Source organism: Flavobacterium sp. HNIBRBA15423 (genome assembly GCF_052655965.1).
In genome coordinates, this window is record NZ_CP199751.1 from 1261169 (window position 1) to 1282510 (window position 21342).

At 31.8% G+C, this 21342-nt stretch carries 14 protein-coding genes; 9 read left to right on the plus strand and 5 right to left on the minus strand.

The window, feature by feature from the left end:
* Window positions 1-2: 2 nt before the first annotated feature.
* From ACULEV_RS05665 to ACULEV_RS05685, 5 genes are all read right to left on the minus strand, one after another.
* Window positions 3-182 carry a hypothetical protein gene (locus tag ACULEV_RS05665; RefSeq protein WP_445457700.1) on the minus strand — a complete coding sequence of 60 codons (180 nt, stop codon included), beginning with the start codon at window positions 180-182 and terminating at the stop codon, window positions 3-5.
* Window positions 183-193: 11 nt separating this feature from the next.
* Entirely contained in the window at window positions 194-1114 is a 921-nt protein-coding gene (locus ACULEV_RS05670) for a tetratricopeptide repeat protein (RefSeq protein ID WP_445457701.1), read from the minus strand.
* Window positions 1115-2088: 974 nt separating this feature from the next.
* Entirely contained in the window at window positions 2089-2442 is a 354-nt protein-coding gene (locus ACULEV_RS05675; protein ID WP_445457702.1) for a transposase, read from the minus strand.
* Window positions 2442-2678: a hypothetical protein gene (locus ACULEV_RS05680; protein ID WP_445457703.1), complete on the minus strand. Its 237-nt coding sequence runs from the start codon at window positions 2676-2678 to the stop codon at window positions 2442-2444. The genes ACULEV_RS05675 and ACULEV_RS05680 overlap by 1 nt, the downstream gene beginning before the upstream one ends.
* Before the next feature lie 281 nt (window positions 2679-2959).
* A complete protein-coding gene (locus ACULEV_RS05685) occupies window positions 2960-5230 on the minus strand; it encodes a hypothetical protein (protein WP_445457704.1) in 2271 nt (756 codons plus the stop codon).
* Between the two features lie 863 nt (window positions 5231-6093).
* Here ACULEV_RS05685 and ACULEV_RS05690 point away from each other — a divergent pair.
* The 9 genes from ACULEV_RS05690 to ACULEV_RS05730 all read left to right on the plus strand — a co-directional run bounded on the left by ACULEV_RS05690 (window position 6094) and on the right by ACULEV_RS05730 (window position 21273).
* Window positions 6094-8940, plus strand: coding sequence for a two-component regulator propeller domain-containing protein (locus ACULEV_RS05690; RefSeq protein WP_445457705.1), 2847 nt, complete (start codon window positions 6094-6096; stop codon window positions 8938-8940).
* A 99-nt stretch (window positions 8941-9039) separates the two neighbouring features.
* Window positions 9040-9618 carry a TetR/AcrR family transcriptional regulator gene (locus ACULEV_RS05695; protein WP_445457706.1) on the plus strand — a complete coding sequence of 193 codons (579 nt, stop codon included), beginning with the start codon at window positions 9040-9042 and terminating at the stop codon, window positions 9616-9618.
* A gap of 223 nt (window positions 9619-9841) precedes the next feature.
* Window positions 9842-10972 carry an efflux RND transporter periplasmic adaptor subunit gene (locus tag ACULEV_RS05700; RefSeq protein ID WP_445457707.1) on the plus strand — a complete coding sequence of 377 codons (1131 nt, stop codon included), beginning with the start codon at window positions 9842-9844 and terminating at the stop codon, window positions 10970-10972.
* Between the two features lie 23 nt (window positions 10973-10995).
* Window positions 10996-14166 carry an efflux RND transporter permease subunit gene (locus ACULEV_RS05705; protein ID WP_445457708.1) on the plus strand — a complete coding sequence of 1057 codons (3171 nt, stop codon included), beginning with the start codon at window positions 10996-10998 and terminating at the stop codon, window positions 14164-14166.
* A gap of 29 nt (window positions 14167-14195) precedes the next feature.
* Window positions 14196-15599, plus strand: a complete 1404-nt coding sequence (locus tag ACULEV_RS05710; RefSeq protein WP_445457709.1) for a TolC family protein — start codon at window positions 14196-14198, stop codon at window positions 15597-15599.
* A gap of 65 nt (window positions 15600-15664) precedes the next feature.
* The gene (locus ACULEV_RS05715; protein WP_445457710.1) at window positions 15665-16036 is read left to right on the plus strand and encodes a hypothetical protein; all 372 of its coding nucleotides are present in this window, start codon (window positions 15665-15667) and stop codon (window positions 16034-16036) included.
* A gap of 309 nt (window positions 16037-16345) precedes the next feature.
* Window positions 16346-16993, plus strand: coding sequence for a response regulator (locus ACULEV_RS05720; RefSeq protein ID WP_445457711.1), 648 nt, complete (start codon window positions 16346-16348; stop codon window positions 16991-16993).
* Window positions 16994-17493: 500 nt separating this feature from the next.
* Window positions 17494-17970, plus strand: coding sequence for a hypothetical protein (locus ACULEV_RS05725; protein WP_445457712.1), 477 nt, complete (start codon window positions 17494-17496; stop codon window positions 17968-17970).
* 186 nt (window positions 17971-18156) lie between these two features.
* Window positions 18157-21273: an FG-GAP-like repeat-containing protein gene (locus ACULEV_RS05730; RefSeq protein WP_445457713.1), complete on the plus strand. Its 3117-nt coding sequence runs from the start codon at window positions 18157-18159 to the stop codon at window positions 21271-21273.
* Window positions 21274-21342: the final 69 nt, after the last annotated feature.

The following is a 21342-nucleotide window of genomic DNA, read 5'->3' on the forward strand; positions in this document are numbered from 1 at the left end:
ACCTAACCTTTTTTATATTCCACATTTCCCTCAACAACCCTACACAAAATCTCTTCCTTCATTTCATAACTCATTGCAACTTCACCAACACTAACCTGACCATTTAGTAACAAAGGTAACAGTAAATTTTTAAGAGAAATAAGTTGTTGGTCTTGAAAATTACTAATTATTATTCTATACATTCTTATATAATTTAAAAGGATTGCAATAAAACTTGCTTAATCTCTTTCGCACCTTCAATGTTTGGATTTGATTTGAGAACTTTATCTATATCATCAATAGCACCTTGTAAATAATAAGTTGAATTAGGCTGTTTTTTTATTGTAGTTATTGCAGTTATGTACACATCCATTGCTTCTGAATCTTTATTTAACATCAATAAGGCTAATCCTTTATTTGCATAAGCGATTCCAATTTCTGATTCTGCATTCGCTTTGTCACAGTATTCTATACATTTTTCATACTTTCCACTTTCAAATTGTGCCCAACCTAGATTTGTATATAATTCTGCTTTTTGTTGTTTATCAGATTTCGGAATTATAACTTTGGTTTCAGTTATAGCTACCACTTCAATATTAATGTTTAATCCAGTTGTAGTACTTGGGTTTCTTAATCCTAGATACCAAGTTCCACTTTTAACATCATCTACTTTCACAATTGCTTGTTTAAGATTTTGTACTGTTCCTTCAGGAATAAAATTAAATGTTCCCCCATTTTGATCATATTTTTCTCTGAAACCTTTTAAATTATTATTATCTAGTAAATAAATATCAGCAGATGCTTCACCACTTGGAACATCAAAAGAAGATAATGCTTTTGATGACAATCCAGTTGGATCGTTTAACATACTTACTAATTGAATAGCTAAGGTTAAATTTTTTGTTCCACTTTTCCCTTGAGTTGTAGAAAAAGTATAATACCATTCAACTGTATTTGGTGGTAAATCTATCTTTATAAAAGTTCTAGAGTTTCCCCCAAAAGAAGCATTTAATCCACCATTTAAATAATAGGCTCTGTTTTCAATTAATTGATGTGCTTCTCTTTTTAATTCATAATTTTGCGAAATTATAAATTGTGATATAAACAAAATAAATAATAAGTAATGTTTTTTCATAAGTAAGTTCCGTTTCTTTTGCATTTTTAAATTCTATAGGGTATGACCATTTAATAATGATTGTTTTCTGCTAATTCCATTGAATTTAATCACTACCAAAAATAAACCATTTCGGCAATAGCCATACCCGTATTTTTACCTGTTTTTACAAAGATAAAACCCATGCAGGGATTTGTTTTACGGTTTCCCGCATTTAGAATAAAAATAGTATTTTTTGTCCCCTACATTTTTGAATGGTAAACCAAATTTGTTTTTATATCATTATCCGTAGAGACGCCATGCATGGCGTCTCCCTCTCATCCGTCATTTATTACATCACATTTATTACATCACATTTCGACCATTTATTGTAACGACATGTGTTGAAACACCATGCTTGGCGTCTCCCTCTCATCCGTCATTTATTACATCACATTTATTAAATCACATTTATTACAATGCATTTCGACCATTCATTGAGACGTCATGTATTGAAACACCATGTTATTGAGACGCCATGCATGGCGTCTCTACCATGATTTATCGTATGTGTTTGCAAAATGCATTTCGACCATTAATTGAGACGCCATGTATTGAAACACCATGCTTGGCGTCTCCCTATCATCCGTCATTTATTACATCACATTTATTACAATGTATTTCGACCATTCATTTCAACGATCCATTGAGACGCCATGCATGGCGTCTCTACCATGATTTATCGGATATGTTTGCAAAATGTATTTCGACCATTCCTTGAAATGTCATGTATTGAAACGCCATATTATTGAAACGTCATGTTATTGAGAACGCATTGTAATGCGTTTTTACCATGATTTATCGGATATGTTTGCAACATACATTTTTGCCCATTCATTTTGCCCATTCATTTCAACCATTCCTTGAAATGTCATATTGAAACGTCATGTTATTGAAACGTCATAGGAGACGCCATGCATGGCGTCTCTACCGTAATTTATTGTAGGACATATTGATTATTTATTAAATTCATCTTCCTTCCATTTTTTTGGATTGTCAATGATGTATTGTGAAATATTCTCATACGCATTTGGATTTCGGATGATGTGATCATGAAATCGGGGTTGCCAACCAAAATTAGGATTGATGCGTCGTGCCTGAACGGTAACGGCCGATTTAAATCCTCGGATAATGGATGCCAAATTTTTGGATTGTGGCCCGAATTGGTTTTTATATCCATCATTGGTTTTATTTTTTGAAACGGGATTTTCGGTAGAGACGCATTGCAATGCGTCTCTACATTGCAATGCGTCATTACCATTATATGCATTGTTTCCAATAAAAATAATCCCATGAAAATGATTCGGCATTACGATAAATTCCCTAATTCGATATTCATATCGGGTCTTATATCAGGTGTTTTTATCCATTCTTGTGCAACGATTTTTCCTATTTCAGATGGAAAAAAATATTGATTTTCAATTTTTCCAAACAAATGTTCCCTGTTTGCGGTACATATTGTTATAAAATATACCGCCCTTTGCCCATAATCCCAATGTTGCAATCGGGTAGATTCTATTTTATATTTGTTATTGAATTTTGTCATTATGTTTCAATAAATCAAGGGTATTATACAAGTAAAATACATAGAAATTAATACCCTAATAATTTGTTTTATTTGTTACTCATCTATTTAGTAAGTATTTCCCAAACCTACCAAAAATAGACCATTTCAGCAATAGGAGTATAGGTGTTTTTAGCTGTTTTTACAAAGAGAAAACCGTAAAAGAATTAGTTTTACGGTTTACTATAATGGGCATCCCATCGCTATATTGTATTACTGTATTTTGTAAGGGTAACCCATTTTCTTTAAAAAAAATACAGCCTTTAATTGCCTTTTTTAAATTTATTTACAAATGTGGATAAATTGGTGGCATACCCAACTAAAATTTGCGGATAATATTCCTTAGCCGCCAAATGATAAAAGCCGCCAATTCTAGCATAGATGCCATCATTAGTTTTATCAGGGTTTAATTTACTATAAAGGTTTAACTGTAAACGGAATACTTTTTTATCATTGGCACTTTCTGCATCTTTTAAATGAATTAAAATGTCATCAGAAGCTCCTCTAGAATTTAACCAATTCAAACAAAGATTCAAGTCGGCTCCAAAATTCATTTGTGGTCGTATTTCAAAATTAACTAGCAATTCATGAGACAAAGCATTTAATTGATAGGTTTTAATCACATCTATTCCAGCAGTATCTTCAATGTATTTTAATCCAGCTCTATAATAACGTAGTCCATATCCCAAATTAACTTCGGTACTCAATCCTTTAAGTTCTACATTTATTAACCCTAAGTGTATACCCGCATTAATATTATTGAATTTAATATAATCAAAATTATGGATTGTAAAGCTAGTTTTACCATCAACAGTAGTTGTTTCTATAGGAGTAATCAAGCGATTGGTTTCATCAGAACCATTATAAATGGTGGCATTTACATCAGTACTAATAGCATTAAAAACTGCTGTTTTTCTATAATTGGAAATCCATAAGGGAATTTTTATCCTACCTTCTGCTTGAATTAAGGCATTGGAGTTATTATTATTTAATCCTAGAAAATCTGAAAAAACTACTGCTGTAAAATAGTCCATTAATTGACGTTCTTCTATCTTCACTGGTTTTTCAGGAGTAAGAACATATTCTTTATTTTTTACCGAATAATTCCAAGAACTGTCATGATCAAAATCAAAAATATCATTGACATTTATATACAAATAATCCGCGTCATCATCATTAGGTGATATAGGAACATACTGTAAAGAATTACTAAAGGAACGCATCGGAATACTATATTGTATATTTAAGACTCTAAATTTTTGCGCTGGCTTGTCATTTAAATAGCCTTTAATTTTTACATCTTTTACTTTATTATTAAAAAAACGCAAATAGGCATCTTCTATGATAAAAAAACGATTTTCTTTTTCAATATTATTTTCATCATAGACTCTTATTTTTTTATTCAGTTGTATCACACCTGAATATTGTGTTTGCAAATTATCAATTTTATCTGCTAGAGCACTTAACTCATTCACATATTCTTGATTTTTATTTTCTAACACTTTAACCTCATTTTTGCTTTTCAAACTGGTGTATAGTAAGGCTAATTCCGACTCTTTAATAGTGTATTTTTCATTGTTAAAGTTGCCTAAAAAAAATGGAATTCTTTCATAGAATACTTCTTTTTGTATGTTGTTTGGCATTTCAGTAGTTGTACTACAATCATAGGATGCATTGCATACTTTTAATTTAAAGAAATTTTCAGAGAAATTATTATATACCGAAACAGCTACACTTTCTTCTACAGTAGTAGTACTGTTTTTAATTGTATAATTGCCTAAATAATAGTAATTGCTAGCACTAGTAGCAACAGTATTATAAACTTCTTCTATTTTGATAAGATTAGCTGGGGTATCAAAAGCCGTATTTTTGTATTTTTCAAAAGCAGTTTCCGTTAATAACACTTCATTATAAAAAGTATCATTGTCATGATATTCCTCAAAAAGGGCATCATAAAAAGTATTCTCGTCTACAATTTTTGTAAGTGTAGTGCTATTGTTATCGAAATATAAGGTTACACTGTCATCCTCATTTTTATAAAAAGCATAACGAGAAGTGGTTGTGAATACAGCTGCAGAATCCTTTTTGTTTATTTTTTTTAAATACTCTTTGAATGTTGTGGTATCAGTATCGTTATTAAAAATAGTGTTCTGTTTTACTAAAGTAATAAAATCAACTTTTGTTATTTTTTTAAATTCATTCAAAAAATAGTCTTTTGTACAATTTTCTTTTTTTGCATTAAATTTTAATGAAGTTGCCGGTATTTTAAAATAATAATCAGTGGTTTTATCACTAATAATAGAGAAAATAGTATTGGTAAACTGCGTTACCGATGCATTTTCGCTAGTTTTTACAACATGCATTATCGAACTGTTTTTAGAATCAGAAATCGTCGCTGTAATACTGTTATCGTCTGCCTTATTTAGGCTTACTGTAAATTCATTTTCTAAATTGGGCAATAGTAACTTTGTTTCTTGTGACCAACCTAAATAGCAACTTAAAAAGACGAATAAAAGAGTAATTTTTGTTTTCATGTGGGTTGTTTTAGTTTGTTGTATTTAAAGATATAAAATTATTGTATAAAGCAACAGTATCCAATAGGTATTTCTACCTGTTTTTAGAGTTATAACCCCCTGTTTGATTAGTTTTTTCGAATACTTGTGCTCGTAAAATAACGTTGCATACCATAAAAGTAAGATTTATAAAAACACTAGTCAATACCTACAAAGGTGTATTTTCTATAAAGTTACTAAATATATATAGCGTATATATAGCGTCTTTATAAGGTATATATATAGCATATATTATAACAGTCATAGGTTATAAATAATAATAACAATCCAATCTTTTTATAGAATAAGGGGCAAGTAATAAATAGGGTTTAGTAGCAGTTTCGTTCGTCTTTTGTTCGAGGTTTGTTCGGAAAATGATGCTAAAAAGCCCCATTTTATTGGTGTTGCCTCGAAGCGCTCTCGAACAAACCCTGAATAAAGCCCTATTAAACCATTCAAAATACATCAAAACACGTCAAAATCGGTCAAATCCAGTCAAAGCTATTCATAGTGGATTTTTTTAGTGGTTTTGGCAGAGTTGTTTGAATTAGGTATCATTATCCAAAGAGTTTTTTTAATCAGTATTTGCTAAATAAGATGGAGTAGTAGTTGGTTTTTGTTTACTATTGTGAGTGGTAGGTTTTGACTTCTAGAAACGAAAATTATTGCCATTGAAGTTGTTATTAATCCTTTTCCTAATTATTGAAAAGATAAGCTTAGTAGAATTTTTATTATAATTTTTTTAAATACTTTCAATTTATACTTTACTATTACTTTAAGTATACTCCTTGATTATAATAGTATCATTTTTTTAGTTATTTTTGAGTTTTAGTAAAAACAAACACATGCAAAAAGTTCTTCTATTTATCACTTTCTTTTTTTCTTCCTTTGTTTTTACTCAAAATTACGATTTTAAATCCTACAGTACTAAAGAAGGATTAGCGCATAGTCAGACTTTTTCAATTATACAGGCAAAAAATAAAAAAATATGGGTAGCTACTGTGAATGGAGTAAGTTGCTTTAATGGTAAAGACTTTAAAAATTATACTACAAAAGATGGATTGCCTTCCAATATTTGCCCCATAGTTTTTGAAGATTCAAAAGAAAATATTTGGGTAGGTACTTTTAAAGGCATTAGTATTATTAAAAATGATAGAGTCACTACACCTTCTTCCATAGATTTTAAAAAATTTGGATCCATTAATGACTTTCTAGAAGCAAAAGATGGAAGCATTTATATTTTTAGTAATAGAGGAATAATACACTATAAAAATAAAAAGTTTACTATCCTGTATTATAGTAAAAATAGAGAAAATATATTTTCAACTAGTGCAGCTTGGTACGATGATAACACTATTTATGCAGCTTCTATAAAAAATGGTGTTAAAAAAATAACTTTAAATCCTTTTCAATTTGAAGTTATAGACAGTAAAAGTCATAAGATTAATGACATTTGCTATAAGGTAGTAATAGATAAAGAAAAGAAAGTTTGGATAGGTTCTTATGGTGTTTTGTATTGCCTTGAAAATGATAAAATAAAGGAGTTTGTCCCAGATTGGCATGCTATTGATAGCAATAGAATTTTTAGTATTATTCAAGAAGAGGATGGTATTACACTAGGACTTAGTTTTGAAGGAAATGGAATAGGTTTTTTTAATAAAGAGAAAGGCACTTTTGATTTTATAAATACGAATAATGGTTTGCCTTCTAACTATATTTATGGTTTTATAAAAGATTCCGAAAATAATTATTGGTTGGCTTCTTATAACAAAGGGATAATTAAATTCAAAGACAAATCCATGCAATTGTTTACAGCAAAGCAAGGGCTGCCTTCGGAGATAATTGTAGATGTAGTAGATTGGAATAATAAATTATATTTAGCTTCAGAGAAAGGAGTAGTAATTCTTAATGATTATAAGATTGAAAAAATACTTTTTCCAGATACTAAAATTCATAGAATAGTTAAGACACCACAAAACACCTTACTTATTGCCATCGATGAAAAGGTTGTAGAAATGAAAGAAAATGGTACAACAGAAGTTATTCGTGAAGGAACATATTTAGATATTTACAAAGATGATAAAATAACATTTTTGGCCATTGATGATGATTTAAGAGTATTCACTAAGGATAGTTCGTATATTATTGAAACCAGAAAAACATTTAAGATCTTTCCTTTAGGTGACCGTTACATTCTAACTAAGTTAGCTGCTATTTTACAGTTTAAAGACAATAAGATTGCTATTATTCCAGGTTTAAACCCTTCCGAGCATGATATTTTTGCTTCTATTGATGCCATTAATGAGAATGAATTTGTGGCACTTAATGATAAATTTATTTTTCATGTGAGTTTGTATAATGGAATGTTTAAAGTAAAAACATATTCTATTGATCGTTTTGGGAATGACTATAAAGCATTGAAAGTACATAAAAATGATTTATGGTTAGCTTCTAAAAAAGAAATTAGTAAAGTTAATTTTACCTTATTAGTAGAGAAAGATTCAGTTAGTATCAAAAAGTACAAAATTGGAGATAATTTTATTCCAAATGGTATTTTAGATAATGGATTAAAAATAACATCTGAGGGAATTCTATTGGCCAGTACACTAAATGGATTGTTTATTTTTGATGAAAAACAGTATGTTGAAAATAAGAAAGCACCTGCCTTAGAGCTAAATGATGTATTGTTATTTTCAGAATCTATAAAAGATAAAATAGAGAACAAGTGTATCGGTCTTTCTCATAATGAAAACTATTTAACTTTTGATATGGAAGCCGTTAGTTTTTCCAACTCAGAAAACATAAAATACAAATATCGTTTAAAAGGCTTACGAGATGGAAATGAATGGTCGCAACCCTCCTTAGATAATAAAGCCGTATTTTCCTATATTCCATCAGGAGAATATCAATTTGAATTTACTGCCGATAACGGAAATGGACTTTGGCAATCAGAACCCTTTACGATTCCGATTCGTATTAAAAATCCTTTTTGGAGAATTTGGTGGTTTTGGCTTCTTTCTATTTTTAGTCTTGGTTTAGTGGTAATACTATACTTAAATCAAAAGAACAAAAGAGCTTTAAAACGACAAGCACAAATTACACAAGACATTATCAATGCACAAGAAGAAGAACGCACAAGAGTGGCTCTAGAATTACATGACAGCGTAGGACAACAATTAATGCTCTTAACACGTAAATCAAAAAACAGTAATGATGCCAGTATGGAAGCTTTAGCCAAAGATACGCTGCAAAATGTAAGAACTATTTCCCAAGGGTTACATCCCGTTGTCTTAGAACGATTAGGTTTTACAGCAGGAATAAACGATTTAATTAATACTATTGATGCCAATACTGAACTTTTTTTTACAGCTGAAATAGAAAATATTGATGACTATTTAAATAATCAAAAAGCATTGCACTTGTACAGAATAGTACAAGAAGTGTTACATAATATTGTAAAACATGCTGAAGCCACTTCCGTAACTATCGACATTCATAAAAAGAAATCAACAATTGAAGTGGTCATAGAAGATAACGGTAAAGGGTTTGATTATGAACATCAAATGAAAGTATCTAAAAGCTTAGGAATGAAATCTTTACTAGAAAGAAGTAAAATAATTAATGCTAAACTGAATATTAATTCCATATCAAAAGTAGGAACAATAACACAGTTAACTTTTCCTATTTTATAGTTACTTTTCCTAATACATGTAAATTTTTTTTGAAAAAAAAGTAATTTTGGAACAAGCGTTTCAGAAAAAGTTTTATCTTTGTCCCATAAATTTATTTATATGGCACGCTGTGTAGAATTTAACGAGGTTGAAAAAATTGAAAAAGCAATGAATGTCTTTTGGGAGAAAGGCTACAATGCTACTTCAATGCAAGATCTTGTAGATGCTATGCAGATTAACAGAAGTAGTTTATACAACACTATCGGAGATAAGCATCAATTGTTTATGAAATGCATTAGTAATTATTTTGATAATGCAATGCTGGAACTGAAAGAAAAAGTGGCCAAACATACATCAGCTAAAGAAGCTCTGATTAAAGTTATTACCGATAAAGCCGATTGGATTGTTTCTTGCGATAAAGGATGCCTAGGAATGAAAACCATTTTTGAAATTGCACCAGATGATTCCACAGTACGAAATCAAATGAGTAAAAACAATGATGTTTTTATTGAATTTATGGCCACAATAGTTCAAAAAGCCATGGATGATGGTGAAATGGATGCATCAGAAGATGCTGCCTTAATGGCTGAATATATTGCCACATCTTTTACAGGATGGAAGCAATCATACATTCTTCATGAAAATCCAATCAAAATAAAAAAAATGTCAGAATTTCTGATTAAAAACATATTTAAATAGTTTTTTTTTGCATAAATTCTGAAACGTTTATTTCAGAAAAATAAGTAAGAAACATAATAATAATTTTTTTAACTAGCTCTGATTCTGAAACGTTTGTTTCAGAAATCAGACTATATCATAACCTTTTAATTTAATTAACATCAGCATGAATTCTGAAACGTTTATTCCAAAAAGAACAAGTAAAACAAATACAAACCATAGAAAATCAAAACCATTCTCAATTATGAAAACAATTACTTCTTTAAGTATATTAGCTTTATTTTTAATTAGTTGCACAGATAAAAATGCCAATGCACCAGCTCTAGCATCACCAACTTTACCTGTATTAAATATCGCTTATAGTACAGCAACGACAGCCACTGAATATCCTGTAGCGATTCAAGGAAAAACAGATGTTGAAATTAGAGCACAAGTGAGTGGCACCTTAGATCAAATATTTATTGATGAAGGAGCTTATGTAAAACAAGGTCAACCCTTATTTAAAATTAATGACAATAGCTATCGTCAAGAATATAACAATGCACAAGCTAGTTTGAATGCTGCTGAAGCTGCTGCCATAAATGCACAAATGGAGGTAGATAAGTTAACCCCATTGGTGCAAAATAAAGTCGTTTCAGAGTACCAATTAAAGACAGCTCAATCAAATTTAAGTATTGCAAAAGCCAATGTAGCACGATCTAATGCTATCTTAGCTAATGCTCGTATTAATTTGGATTACACTTTAATAAAAGCTCCAGTGAATGGTTATATAGGAAGATTTCCAAGAAGACAAGGAAGTCTTATCAGTCCACTTGATCCAGAAGCACTTACTAGACTATCAGACACAAAAGAGGTGTATGCCTACTTTTCATTAGGAGAAAATGATTTTATCAGTTTCAAGTCGCTTACTGAGGGAAAAACAATTACTGATAAATTAAAAAGCTTGCCTCCAGTTGACTTAGTCCTTTCCGATAATTCGGTATATTCCGAAAGTGGAAAGATAGATATGGTAGATGGTCAGTTTGATAAAACAACAGGAGCTATAACTTTAAGAGCTAAATTTCCAAACACTAATGGATTGCTTAAATCTGGAAACACGGGTAAGGTGAAAATTAGTATGGAACATGAAAATACGATTGTTATACCACAAGAAGCCACCATAGAAATTCAAGATAAGCTTTTTGTATTTCTTTTAAATGAAAAGAATGCTGCAACTAGACAACCTATTGTAATTTCAGGAAAAAGCGGTAGTAATTATTTAGTGAAAGAAGGTATAAAAATAGGAGATCGAATTGTACTAAAGGGTTTTGAAAGTCTGCCAGATGGAGCTACAATAATTCCAGAAAACTCAACAAAACCAGTAGCTAAACTTTAATCTAAAAAATAACAAAACGACATATGTTACAAAAATTTATTGACAGGCCAGTACTGTCAACGGTCATCGCTATACTTATAGTTATCCTAGGATTTATTGGGTTAAACACCCTTCCGCTCCAACAATTTCCAGATATTGCACCACCAGCAGTTCAAGTAGTAGCTCTTTATCCTGGTGCGAATGCTGAGACGGTTTTACGTTCTGTAGCTCCATCCTTAGAAGAAGCCATAAATGGAGTAGAGAACATGAGTTATATGAGTTCCACAGCTAGTAATGATGGTTCCTTAGTGATTACAGTGAATTTTAAATTGGGCACAGACCCCGATCAAGCCGCTGTAAATGTTCAAAATAGAGTATCACAAGCCACCAGTCAATTGCCAGCAGAAGTAGTTCAAGCAGGAATTTCTACTACAAAACAGCAAAATAGTCTTTTGATGGTAGTGGATTTATTGACTGAAAATGAAAAAGAATACGACCAAACCTTTTTAGCCAATTATGCGCAAATAAACATCATTCCAGATTTAAAAAGGATTCCTGGAGTAGGGCAGGCTGCCATTTTTGGAGGTAGTAAAGATTATTCCATGCGTGTGTGGCTAAATCCTGCTAAAATGGCAAGTTATAACTTAACACCTCAAGAAGTTATGGCTGCTATTCAAGATAAAAATCTAGAAGCTGCTCCAGGGCGTTTTGGTGAGAGTAGTGATGAAGCTTTTGAGTATGTAATTAAATACAAAGGGAAGTTAAATACACCTGATCAGTATGAAAATATTGTGATTCATTCTAATGCGGATGGTTCTGTTTTACGTTTAAAAGATGTGGGGCGAATTGAACTAGGTTCTTATACTTACGGGAGTAGTACTCGTATTGATGGAAAATCAGGACTTAATATTGGTATTTATCAATTGCCAGGATCTAATTCTAGTGATGTACAGATAGCGATTAAAGAAATGATGGAAAAAGTTTCAAAAGATTTTCCTAAAGATGTAAAACATATAATTTTATATAATACTAAGGACTCATTAGATTTATCAATAGCTCAAGTAAAATCCACTTTGATTGAGGCTTTTATTCTGGTATTTATTGTAGTGTTTTTATTTCTTCAAGACTTTAGAGCTACTTTAATTCCAGCGATTGCTGTACCTGTATCGATTCTAGGAACTTTCTTTTTTATGGGAATCTTTGGCTTCTCTGTCAATCTTTTAACACTTTTTGCTTTGGTATTAGCCATTGGTATAGTGGTCGATGATGCTATTGTGGTTGTAGAAGCCGTCCATGAAAAAATGCACAGTAAGAAACTTTCTGCAAAAGTAGCCACCACATCAGCCATGAGTGAAATAACAGGAGCCATAATTTCCATTACTTTAGTGATGTCAGCCGTGTTTTTGCCTGTTGGATTTATGGAAGGCTCAACAGGTGTTTTTTATAGACAATTTGCTTTTACATTGGCTATAGCCATTGTGATTTCAGCTGTTAATGCTTTAACCTTAAGTCCAGCTTTAGCCGCTTTATTTTTGAAAGATAGTCATATCGATAGTCCTAATCAAGATTCAAAACCTAAAAACTTTAAAGAAAAGTTCTTTGTAGGTTTCAATAGTGGTTTTACGAAAATGACTACTAAATATGTAAACAGTCTTCGTTTTTTAATAAAATTCAAATGGCTTAGTCTTGGTGGTTTAGTTGTAGTGATTTTAACAACAATTTATATGGTAAAAACGACACCAACTGGTTTTATTCCCTCAGAAGATCAAGGTTTTATTGCTATTTCTATGTCCATGCCAGCGGGTACTTCTTTAGAAAGAACCAAAGGAGTTATGCTAGAAGTTGAAAATAAGTTGGGTGATATGCAATCGAAAAAAGTATTGAATATTCTATCTGGATTTAACTTGTTGACGCAGTCTACAAGTCCGTCTGCTGGAGTAATCTTTATTTTATTAAAACCAACTAAAGAGCGTGGAGACGTGCAAGATATCAATGCGATAATGAATGAAGTAAGACAAAAGTTAAGTACTATAAAAGGATCTAATTTCTTTGTCTTTACTTTTCCAACCGTTCCTGGATTTAATAATGTAGATGGTTTAGATATTGTTTTGAAAGATAAAACAGGACAAAGTATTAGTAAATTTAGTGGCATCAGTACTACATTTATTGGAGCACTTATGAAACGTTCAGAAATTGCTTTTGCTTTTACTAGTTTTAAAGCCGATTATCCACAACTTGAAATGGAAGTTGATGATGTGAAAGCAGAACAATTGGGGGTGAATGTTAGGGATATTTTGCAAACGATGCAAGCTTACTTTGGTAGTGCTCAAGCCTCTGATTTTAATAGATTTGGTAAATATTACAGAGTGGTTGTACAAGCAGATGTGGAATCTAGAAACAATTCTGAATCATTAAGAAGTATTTATGTAAAAAATAGACTAGGTGAAATGGTTCCTGTTTCCACATTAGTAAAACTAAAACCAGTTAATGGTCCAGAAACGGCTTCTCGATATAATCTTTTTAATTCCATTAGTGTAAATGCTATTGCTACTCCAGGATTTAGTTCGGGTGCAGCCATTCAAGCAGTACAAGAAGTAGCAGACACGCAATTGCCTAAAGGATATAGCATAGAATTTTCTGGACTTACGAAAGAAGAACTTACTTCATCAGGGCAATCCGCTATTATCTTTGGATTAAGTCTTTTGTTTGTGTTCTTCTTATTAGCTGCACAATATGAAAGTTATATACTTCCAGCAGCAGTATTGTTATCTATTCCAACAGGAATATTTGGAGTTTTCTTAGCTATTGGTATAACTGGAATTGAGAATAATATTTATGTTCAAGTTGCCTTAATTATGCTTATAGGATTGCTAGCCAAAAATGCCATTTTGATAATAGAATTTGCGATTCAAAGGAGACGTGCTGGTAAATCGTTGTTGGCTTCATCCTTAGAAGCTGCTAAACTACGTTTAAGACCCATTATCATGACATCGTTTGCTTTTGTTGTGGGACTTATTCCAATGATGCGTGCGACTGGACCTTCAGCCTTAGGAAATCACTCTATTAGTATTGGAGCAGCTGGAGGAATGGTTTCAGGAGTGCTATTAGGTGTCTTTATTATTCCTGTTTTATTTGTTGTGTTTCAATATTTACATGAATTAGTTTCAGGAAAACCTTTGGCAGTACTTAACAACGAGAAAAAAGAGGAACATTAATTTTTGACCAAAATAAAATCAAGAATAACATGATAAAAAATAATATATATAGAGTCCTTGTGCTGTTGACAACCACATTTAGTGCCATGGCTCAACAAAAAGAAATAACAGTAGCTGTTCCTCAAAGCTATAGAAATGTAGTATTTATTGATACCGCATCTATTGCTACTATTAAATGGAAGGACTTTTTTGTGGAACAAGATTTAGTTCGCTTAATTGATGAGGCCATAGAAAAAAATAATGATTTGCAAATAGCTGAAAAAAATATCAGTATCGCTAATCTGCAGTTCAAACAATCCAAGTGGAATTCAGTGCCACAAGTTAATACGTTTGCGACTGCATCAACAACCCGACTTTCTGAAAATAGTTTGAATGGTATTAGCACCAATTTATTTTTGGGTAAAAACCATATTGAAGACTTCAGCGCAGGATTTAATTTATCTTGGGAAGCTGATATTTGGGGTAAATTTAGAAATCAGAAAAAGAAAGCGTTGGCTTCTTATTTGCAAACTACTGAAGCTAAAAAAGCAACACAAACAGCGATTGTAGCTAACGTTTCTAAAGGATTTTATGATTTATTGATGTTAGATGCACAATTAGAAATAGCGCAAAAGACTTTGGTTTTGAATGATAGCATTCTATTTATGGTGAATTTGCAATATGAAGCAGGTCAAGTAACGCTTTTAGCGAAACAACAAACGGAAGCTCAACGTTTAATTGCGGCTAAATTAATTCCTGAGTTAGAACAGAATATCCAATTGCAAGAAAATGCGATTAGTGTGCTAACAGGTACATTTCCTGAAGCTAAAATAAGAAATAGCAAGCTTGATGAATTACTCGTTAGTGAAGATTTTTCATCGGGTATTCCTGCTCAATTGGTTAGTAAAAGACCTGATGTGAAAAGTGCGGAATTAGCTCTACAAGCAGCAAATGCTACTGTAGGAGTAGCTAAAGCTTATTTTTATCCTGCTTTAAATATTACAGCTTCTACTGGAGTTAATTCCTTTCAATCTAGTAATTGGTTTAACATTCCTGCCTCATTGTTTGGTTCGGTTGCAGGAGGATTAACAGCTCCACTTTTAAATCGTAAAAGTATAAGAACTCAATATGAGATAGCCAAAGTACAACGAGAGCAAGCAGTAATTCAATTTAGACAAACAGTACTTGTTGCTGTTAGCGAAGTATCAAATGCACTTGTGAAAATTGAAAAAAGTAAAGAGCAATATGAGTTGGCCAATGAAAGACTAGCAACCTTACAAAAAGCTGTAGGAAATGCAGAATTATTATTTAAAAATGGATTAGCAACTTATATTGAAGTCATCATTGTACAAGGCAATTTATTACAAGCTGAATTAGAATTAGCCTTACTAAAAAAGGAAAGATTGTCAGCAAACGTTGAACTATACCGCTCTCTTGGAGGTGGATGGGAATAATATAAAATAGAATTGCTCTTGCTAGTAATTGCAAGAGCAATTTTTAACACTTCAATTTTAAGATTATGATAAAAAAAATATTTTTAGGATTGCTATTATTATGTATAACGGGTGAAATTTTTGCTCAAGATAGTTTTATAGGAGATTGGGAAACCAATAAAGGTAAATTATGTATTGAAATTTATAAAGAGGGTTCTTATTACTATGGTAAAATTAAAAAATGTGAAAAGAAGGAAAGAATGCATCAAGTAATACTTATTCAAATGATAAAAAAGTCAACCACTAAATTATATGGAGGTACTTATTATAACGACGAACAAAAAGTAGAACATGAAGCCAAATTAAAATTAATAGATATAAATACAATGTGTTTAAAAATCTTAAGTGGATTATTTAATGAAGTTATGATTTGGGAAAGGGTTAAACCATTGCCCTAGCTAATTTTCTTAGTGCTTCTTATTTCCAAAAAATAGATTAAGAAGATGAAAATAAAGATAAAAAAAAGACTAGTGAGATACTCAATAATAATTGACAACTTTTTAAAAATAAGAATTATGAAAAATAAAAATATAACGCTTAGCGAAATCGGTTTATTCTTGTCATGTTTACTTATGGTATTAGCTATCATTTATATTAGAAGTAATTGACGTCAAAAGATTACATGTATTATAGTTTTATAGAAATTATCTTTTCCTATTTGATAGATAAGTTGTATTTTGCCTTTCTTTAAATTGAAGCAGGAAAAAATGAACAAAAGAAACATTTCTTTAATCATAGCTGATGATCATCCTATCATGTTGAAAGGACTGGCTGAAGAACTAGAAAATGCGGGCTATAACATTGTGGCTACAGCCAATAATGGAGCTGCTGCTGTAGAAATGATAGCCTTACATAAGCCAAATATTGCTCTACTAGATATTGAAATGCCTTTTTTTAATGGTTTTGAAGTAATTAAAAACTGCCAGAGTTTACAGTTAGAAACCAAATTCATTGTAATGACTTATCACAAAGAAAAGGGATTTATAGTTCAGGCAAAAAAAGTAGGTACACACGGTTATTTATTAAAAGAAGACAACCTTGAAGAAATTGAAACTTGTATCAAAGCTGTTTTATTAGATGAGTTTTATTTTAGCAAATCGTTTCAGGAAGATATCAAATATACTGTAGATAACGAACTTAGAAAAGTAGGCTTATTAACTCCATCAGAAAGAACCATCATTCGACTTATTGCCCAAGGTCAAAATTCAGCTGAGATATGTGAAACGCTCAAAGTTTCTAAAAGAACGATTGAAAAACATCGCGCTAATATTATTGCTAAATTAGAACTAGAACCTTCTCTAGACACTTTAACGCAATGGACCAACGATTATAAAGAAATTATAATGTCTTTGTAATTTTTGGAACAGAAAATCAATACGTTACTATAGCTAAACAATATGCATCTCAATTAGGAGTTGCTATAGGTAGCTAACTATAGTATTAAAATAACTACTAATAAAGGAGTACAAACAGAAAAACTTATTAAAAGATGAGTTTTGAGTGAGTAGTACTTAGTCTTAGAAAAGACCTTAACACTATTTTGTGTTAAGGTCTTTTTGTTTGTAACACCATTTTTAAACATACGTAGATTACGCAATAATTGCTAAGCCTACGTATTTTATGGTGTTTATAAAAATTGGATATTGCATTATCCTTACAGTAGTAGTGTTTTTTTAAGAACATTATATGGCAGAAAATGAATTGGCCACAAAAATAAATAGTTATGATTCATTTTTAATTGGAGTAAGTTGTTACTAAGTTTTTCTATTAATCAATTGATTATTTGAGTAGTAACAAAATAGTATACTCTATAAGGATATAGTAAAGAATAACCAGTAATTTAAAACAAATAAATATGAATGATTTAAAACAAAATCCAGAACAGACAGCAGCTTTTAATAGCTTAATTAAAAAGATTTTAACGGGAAAAATGTCTGATAGTGAAATTGAGGACTATATTCTTAACAGTGGTAAGTTATTAGACCCTATAGATGCAAAAATTGAATTTAGTATGTTAGGTATCGATGGACGATTTATGTGTACGCCAAAAGACTCTAAAGACTATCCTTATGTTTGGGATCATAGAGTATATGGTTTTGGAATAGCTGATATAAAATGTGATGGAAACCTTAGCACAGGTTATGCAGATTGGAGTGGTTTATGGAAGAATACAACATCTGTAGGAGTAACATGTGGAGAAATAGGAATAGGTGTTGTAGCGGCTGTTTTTTTTAGAGAAGACGGAATGCCTATTGGTGATTTTAGAGGAGTTCCTACAGGTGTTTTAGCATTTGCAGGAGCAGGAGGTGAAGGAGGCTGGAAGAAGAAATAACTCATTTCTATCTAATCTTACATTACATGAGTTCCTAGTAATTTAATTAGTAAGACCTTAACACAAAATTGTGGTTAAGGTCTTTTTTATGATATACGTAGGTTACGTAATATTTACCCATCGTACGTATGGTTTTTAGTGTATGTTTATTATACTATTGTACTCACAAACTAAAACACAAATGCGATGAAAAAATATTACTTATTATTGGTAATTATTGCAGCTCTTTTTTTGAATGACCAAAAAAGTCTTGCTCAAAATTTAATTGCCACTACTCCTTTGAGAAATGCTACTCATATTTTAGCAAATACGGATATTATACTAACTTTTGATAGCATTACAGATGCAGCAACCATAAATGCAAATACTATTATTGTTTCAGGATCACAATCAGGATTGATTCCTGGATCTTTTTCTGGTCAAGGAACGGCAATTGTAACTTTTAATCCAAATATCCCTTTTAAACCTGGTGAAATGATTACGATAGTGGTCACTAGTAACCTTACCTTAGGAAATATAGCGTTAACGAATCCTACTGTTTTTTATTTTACAGTTATTTCCAATGCTGTTACTGCTCCGTTAGGCTTTTTAAAAAGAGAAATATCAACTCTAGAAAATTATGCTACAGATCTCTATACCGCTGATATTGATAATGATGGCGATTTAGATGTAGTTACTGCTGCTTCAATTATCAATACTATTGCTTGGTATGAAAATGATGGAACTGAGCAACCCACTTTCATTAGACATGTAGTGACAAACACAGCCGATTTTGCTACTGCTGTTTTTGTTGGTGACTTAGACAATGATGGCGATTTGGATATTTTATCAGCTTCAGCCGAAGATGATACCATTGCTTGGTATGAAAATGATGGTAATGCTACACCTTCTTTTACTAAGATAGTTGTTTCCAATACTGCTGATTTTGCTACGAGTGTTACAGTAGGAGATATGGATGGCGATGGCGATTTAGATATATTATCGGCTTCTTTATTTGATGACGTTGTAGCTTGGTATGAAAATGATGGTGCAGCTGATCCAACATTTACTCGTATAGTAATTACTACAGCCACGAATGGAGCCTACACCCTTGCTGTTGGAGATATGGAAGGTGATGGTGATTTAGATATCTTTTCTACCTCTAGATATGATGACACTGTTTCTTGGTTTGAAAACGATGGAGGAATAGATCCCTTATTTACAGAACGAATCATTAGTACATCTGTTAACAATGCAACAGATGTTTCATTTGGTGATTTAGATGGTGATGGCGATTATGATATTGCTGCTTCATCCAGAGACGATGATACTATTGCTTGGTTTGTAAATAATGGTGGTTCTAATCCAACTTTTACAAAAATTGTACTAACCAACGCTGCAGATGGAGCAAGACGAGTTTCTATTGTTGATATTGATGGAGATGGCGATTTAGATATTTTTGCAGTTTCAAATTATGACGACACCGTTTCTTGGTTTGAAAATGACGGTGCAATAGCTCCCAGTTTTACAGAGCAAGTAGTAACACATTCAGCAGATGGTGCTAATGGTATTAGTGTTGGTGATGTTGACGGTGATGGCGACTTAGATTTGTTTTTAGCCTCAACTAATGATGATACAATTGCTTGGTATGAAGCCACTACAAAACTACAAGTTACAACTGTTTCCCCTGTAGCTCAGGCAACAAGTATTCCCACAGCTAGTTCTATTACAATAAATTTTACTACAACACTTGATCCTACTACAATTAATTTAGAGGCTGTTTTGATTACGGGTTCCCAAACTGGTATTATTGAAGGAACTCTAAGTGGAGGAGGTACAGCTACACTGCAATTTGATCCCTTAAGTAATTTTAAACCAGGTGAGGTTATTACAGTAGTATTGACCACTAACTTATCGTCGGAAGAAGGTTCCTTTTTGCAGCAACCTACAATGTTTAGTTTTGTAGTACAGACTGCTAGTTTATCTTCACCTGTATCTTACATTGATCATACAGTAACGACAGCTTTAGATTATGTTACAGAAATTAATTTGGCAGATGTGGACAATGATGGTGATTTAGATATTGTATCTTCATCCGCTAATGATGACACTATTGCTTGGTTTGAAAACGATGGTAATCTAGTAAATCCTTTTTTTACAAAAAATACAATTACGCTAACAGCTAATGTTGCAACAAGTGTAGTGGTGGCTGATTTAGATAATGATGGTGATTTAGATGTTGTTTCTTCATCTTCTCAAGATGATACCGTAGCTTGGTATGAAAATGATGGTAATGCAGACCCTACGTTTACAAAAATCATTATAACGACAACAGCAGATTGGGCTTTTATAGTCGCAGTTGGTGATTTAGATAATGATGGTGATTTAGATATTATTTCAGGTTCTCAAAGTGATCAAACTTTGGCTTGGTTTGAAAATGATGGTGCTACCGATCCTAGTTTTAGTCAGAATGTTATTAGTACCACGGTTAGTGGTATACATGATGTTTCTATGGGAGATCTCGATAATGATGGTGATCTAGATATTTTAGTTGCTACACAATATGACAGCACAGTATCTTGGTATGAAAATAATGGTGCGACCCATCCGAGCTTTATTAAAAATATAATTACGACAAATGCTATGACAGTTAAATCGGTTTCTTTGGGGGATCTTGATAATGATGGCGATTTAGATGTTTTGTCAACTTCTACAGCAGATAACACTATTGCTTGGTACGAAAATGATGGCGTAACGAATCCTACTTTTACAAAAATAGTAATTTCATCTACTGTAAGCGATTTACTGACAGTGAATGTGGGTGATGTGGATGGTGATGGTGATTTGGATGTTCTAGTAGCTAATGTCAATACCTTCGATTATTATGAAAATGATGGAGCTTTAAATCCAACATTCACAAAGATTTTAATTACCTCTAATTCAAATAGTACTTCAAGTATAGTTGGAGGAGACGTGGATAATGATGGTGATTTAGATATTGTTGTTGGGAAGTTTAGTGATAGAATCTCTTGGTATGAGGCGTATGATTCTACATTAAGTACTGTCATTCCTTCTATTGAAGAAAGTTTTGCAATATATCCTAATCCCGTAAAAGATAACCTAATGATCCAATCAAATTCTGATAGTAGCATACAAAGTATAGCAATTTACGATCTTTCTGGACGTTTGGTACAAAAGAATATTCTTGAAAATAATACAATGACTTCCTATACTTTAGAGATGAGTACTTTACACACAGGTACTTATCTTATTCAATTATACACTAATGAAGGAGTTATTTTGAAGAAAATAAGCAAAGAATAATCGAAATTATTTTAAATTATAACAAAGCACTGATATTTTATCAGTGCTTTGTTATTTACGTACCCTACG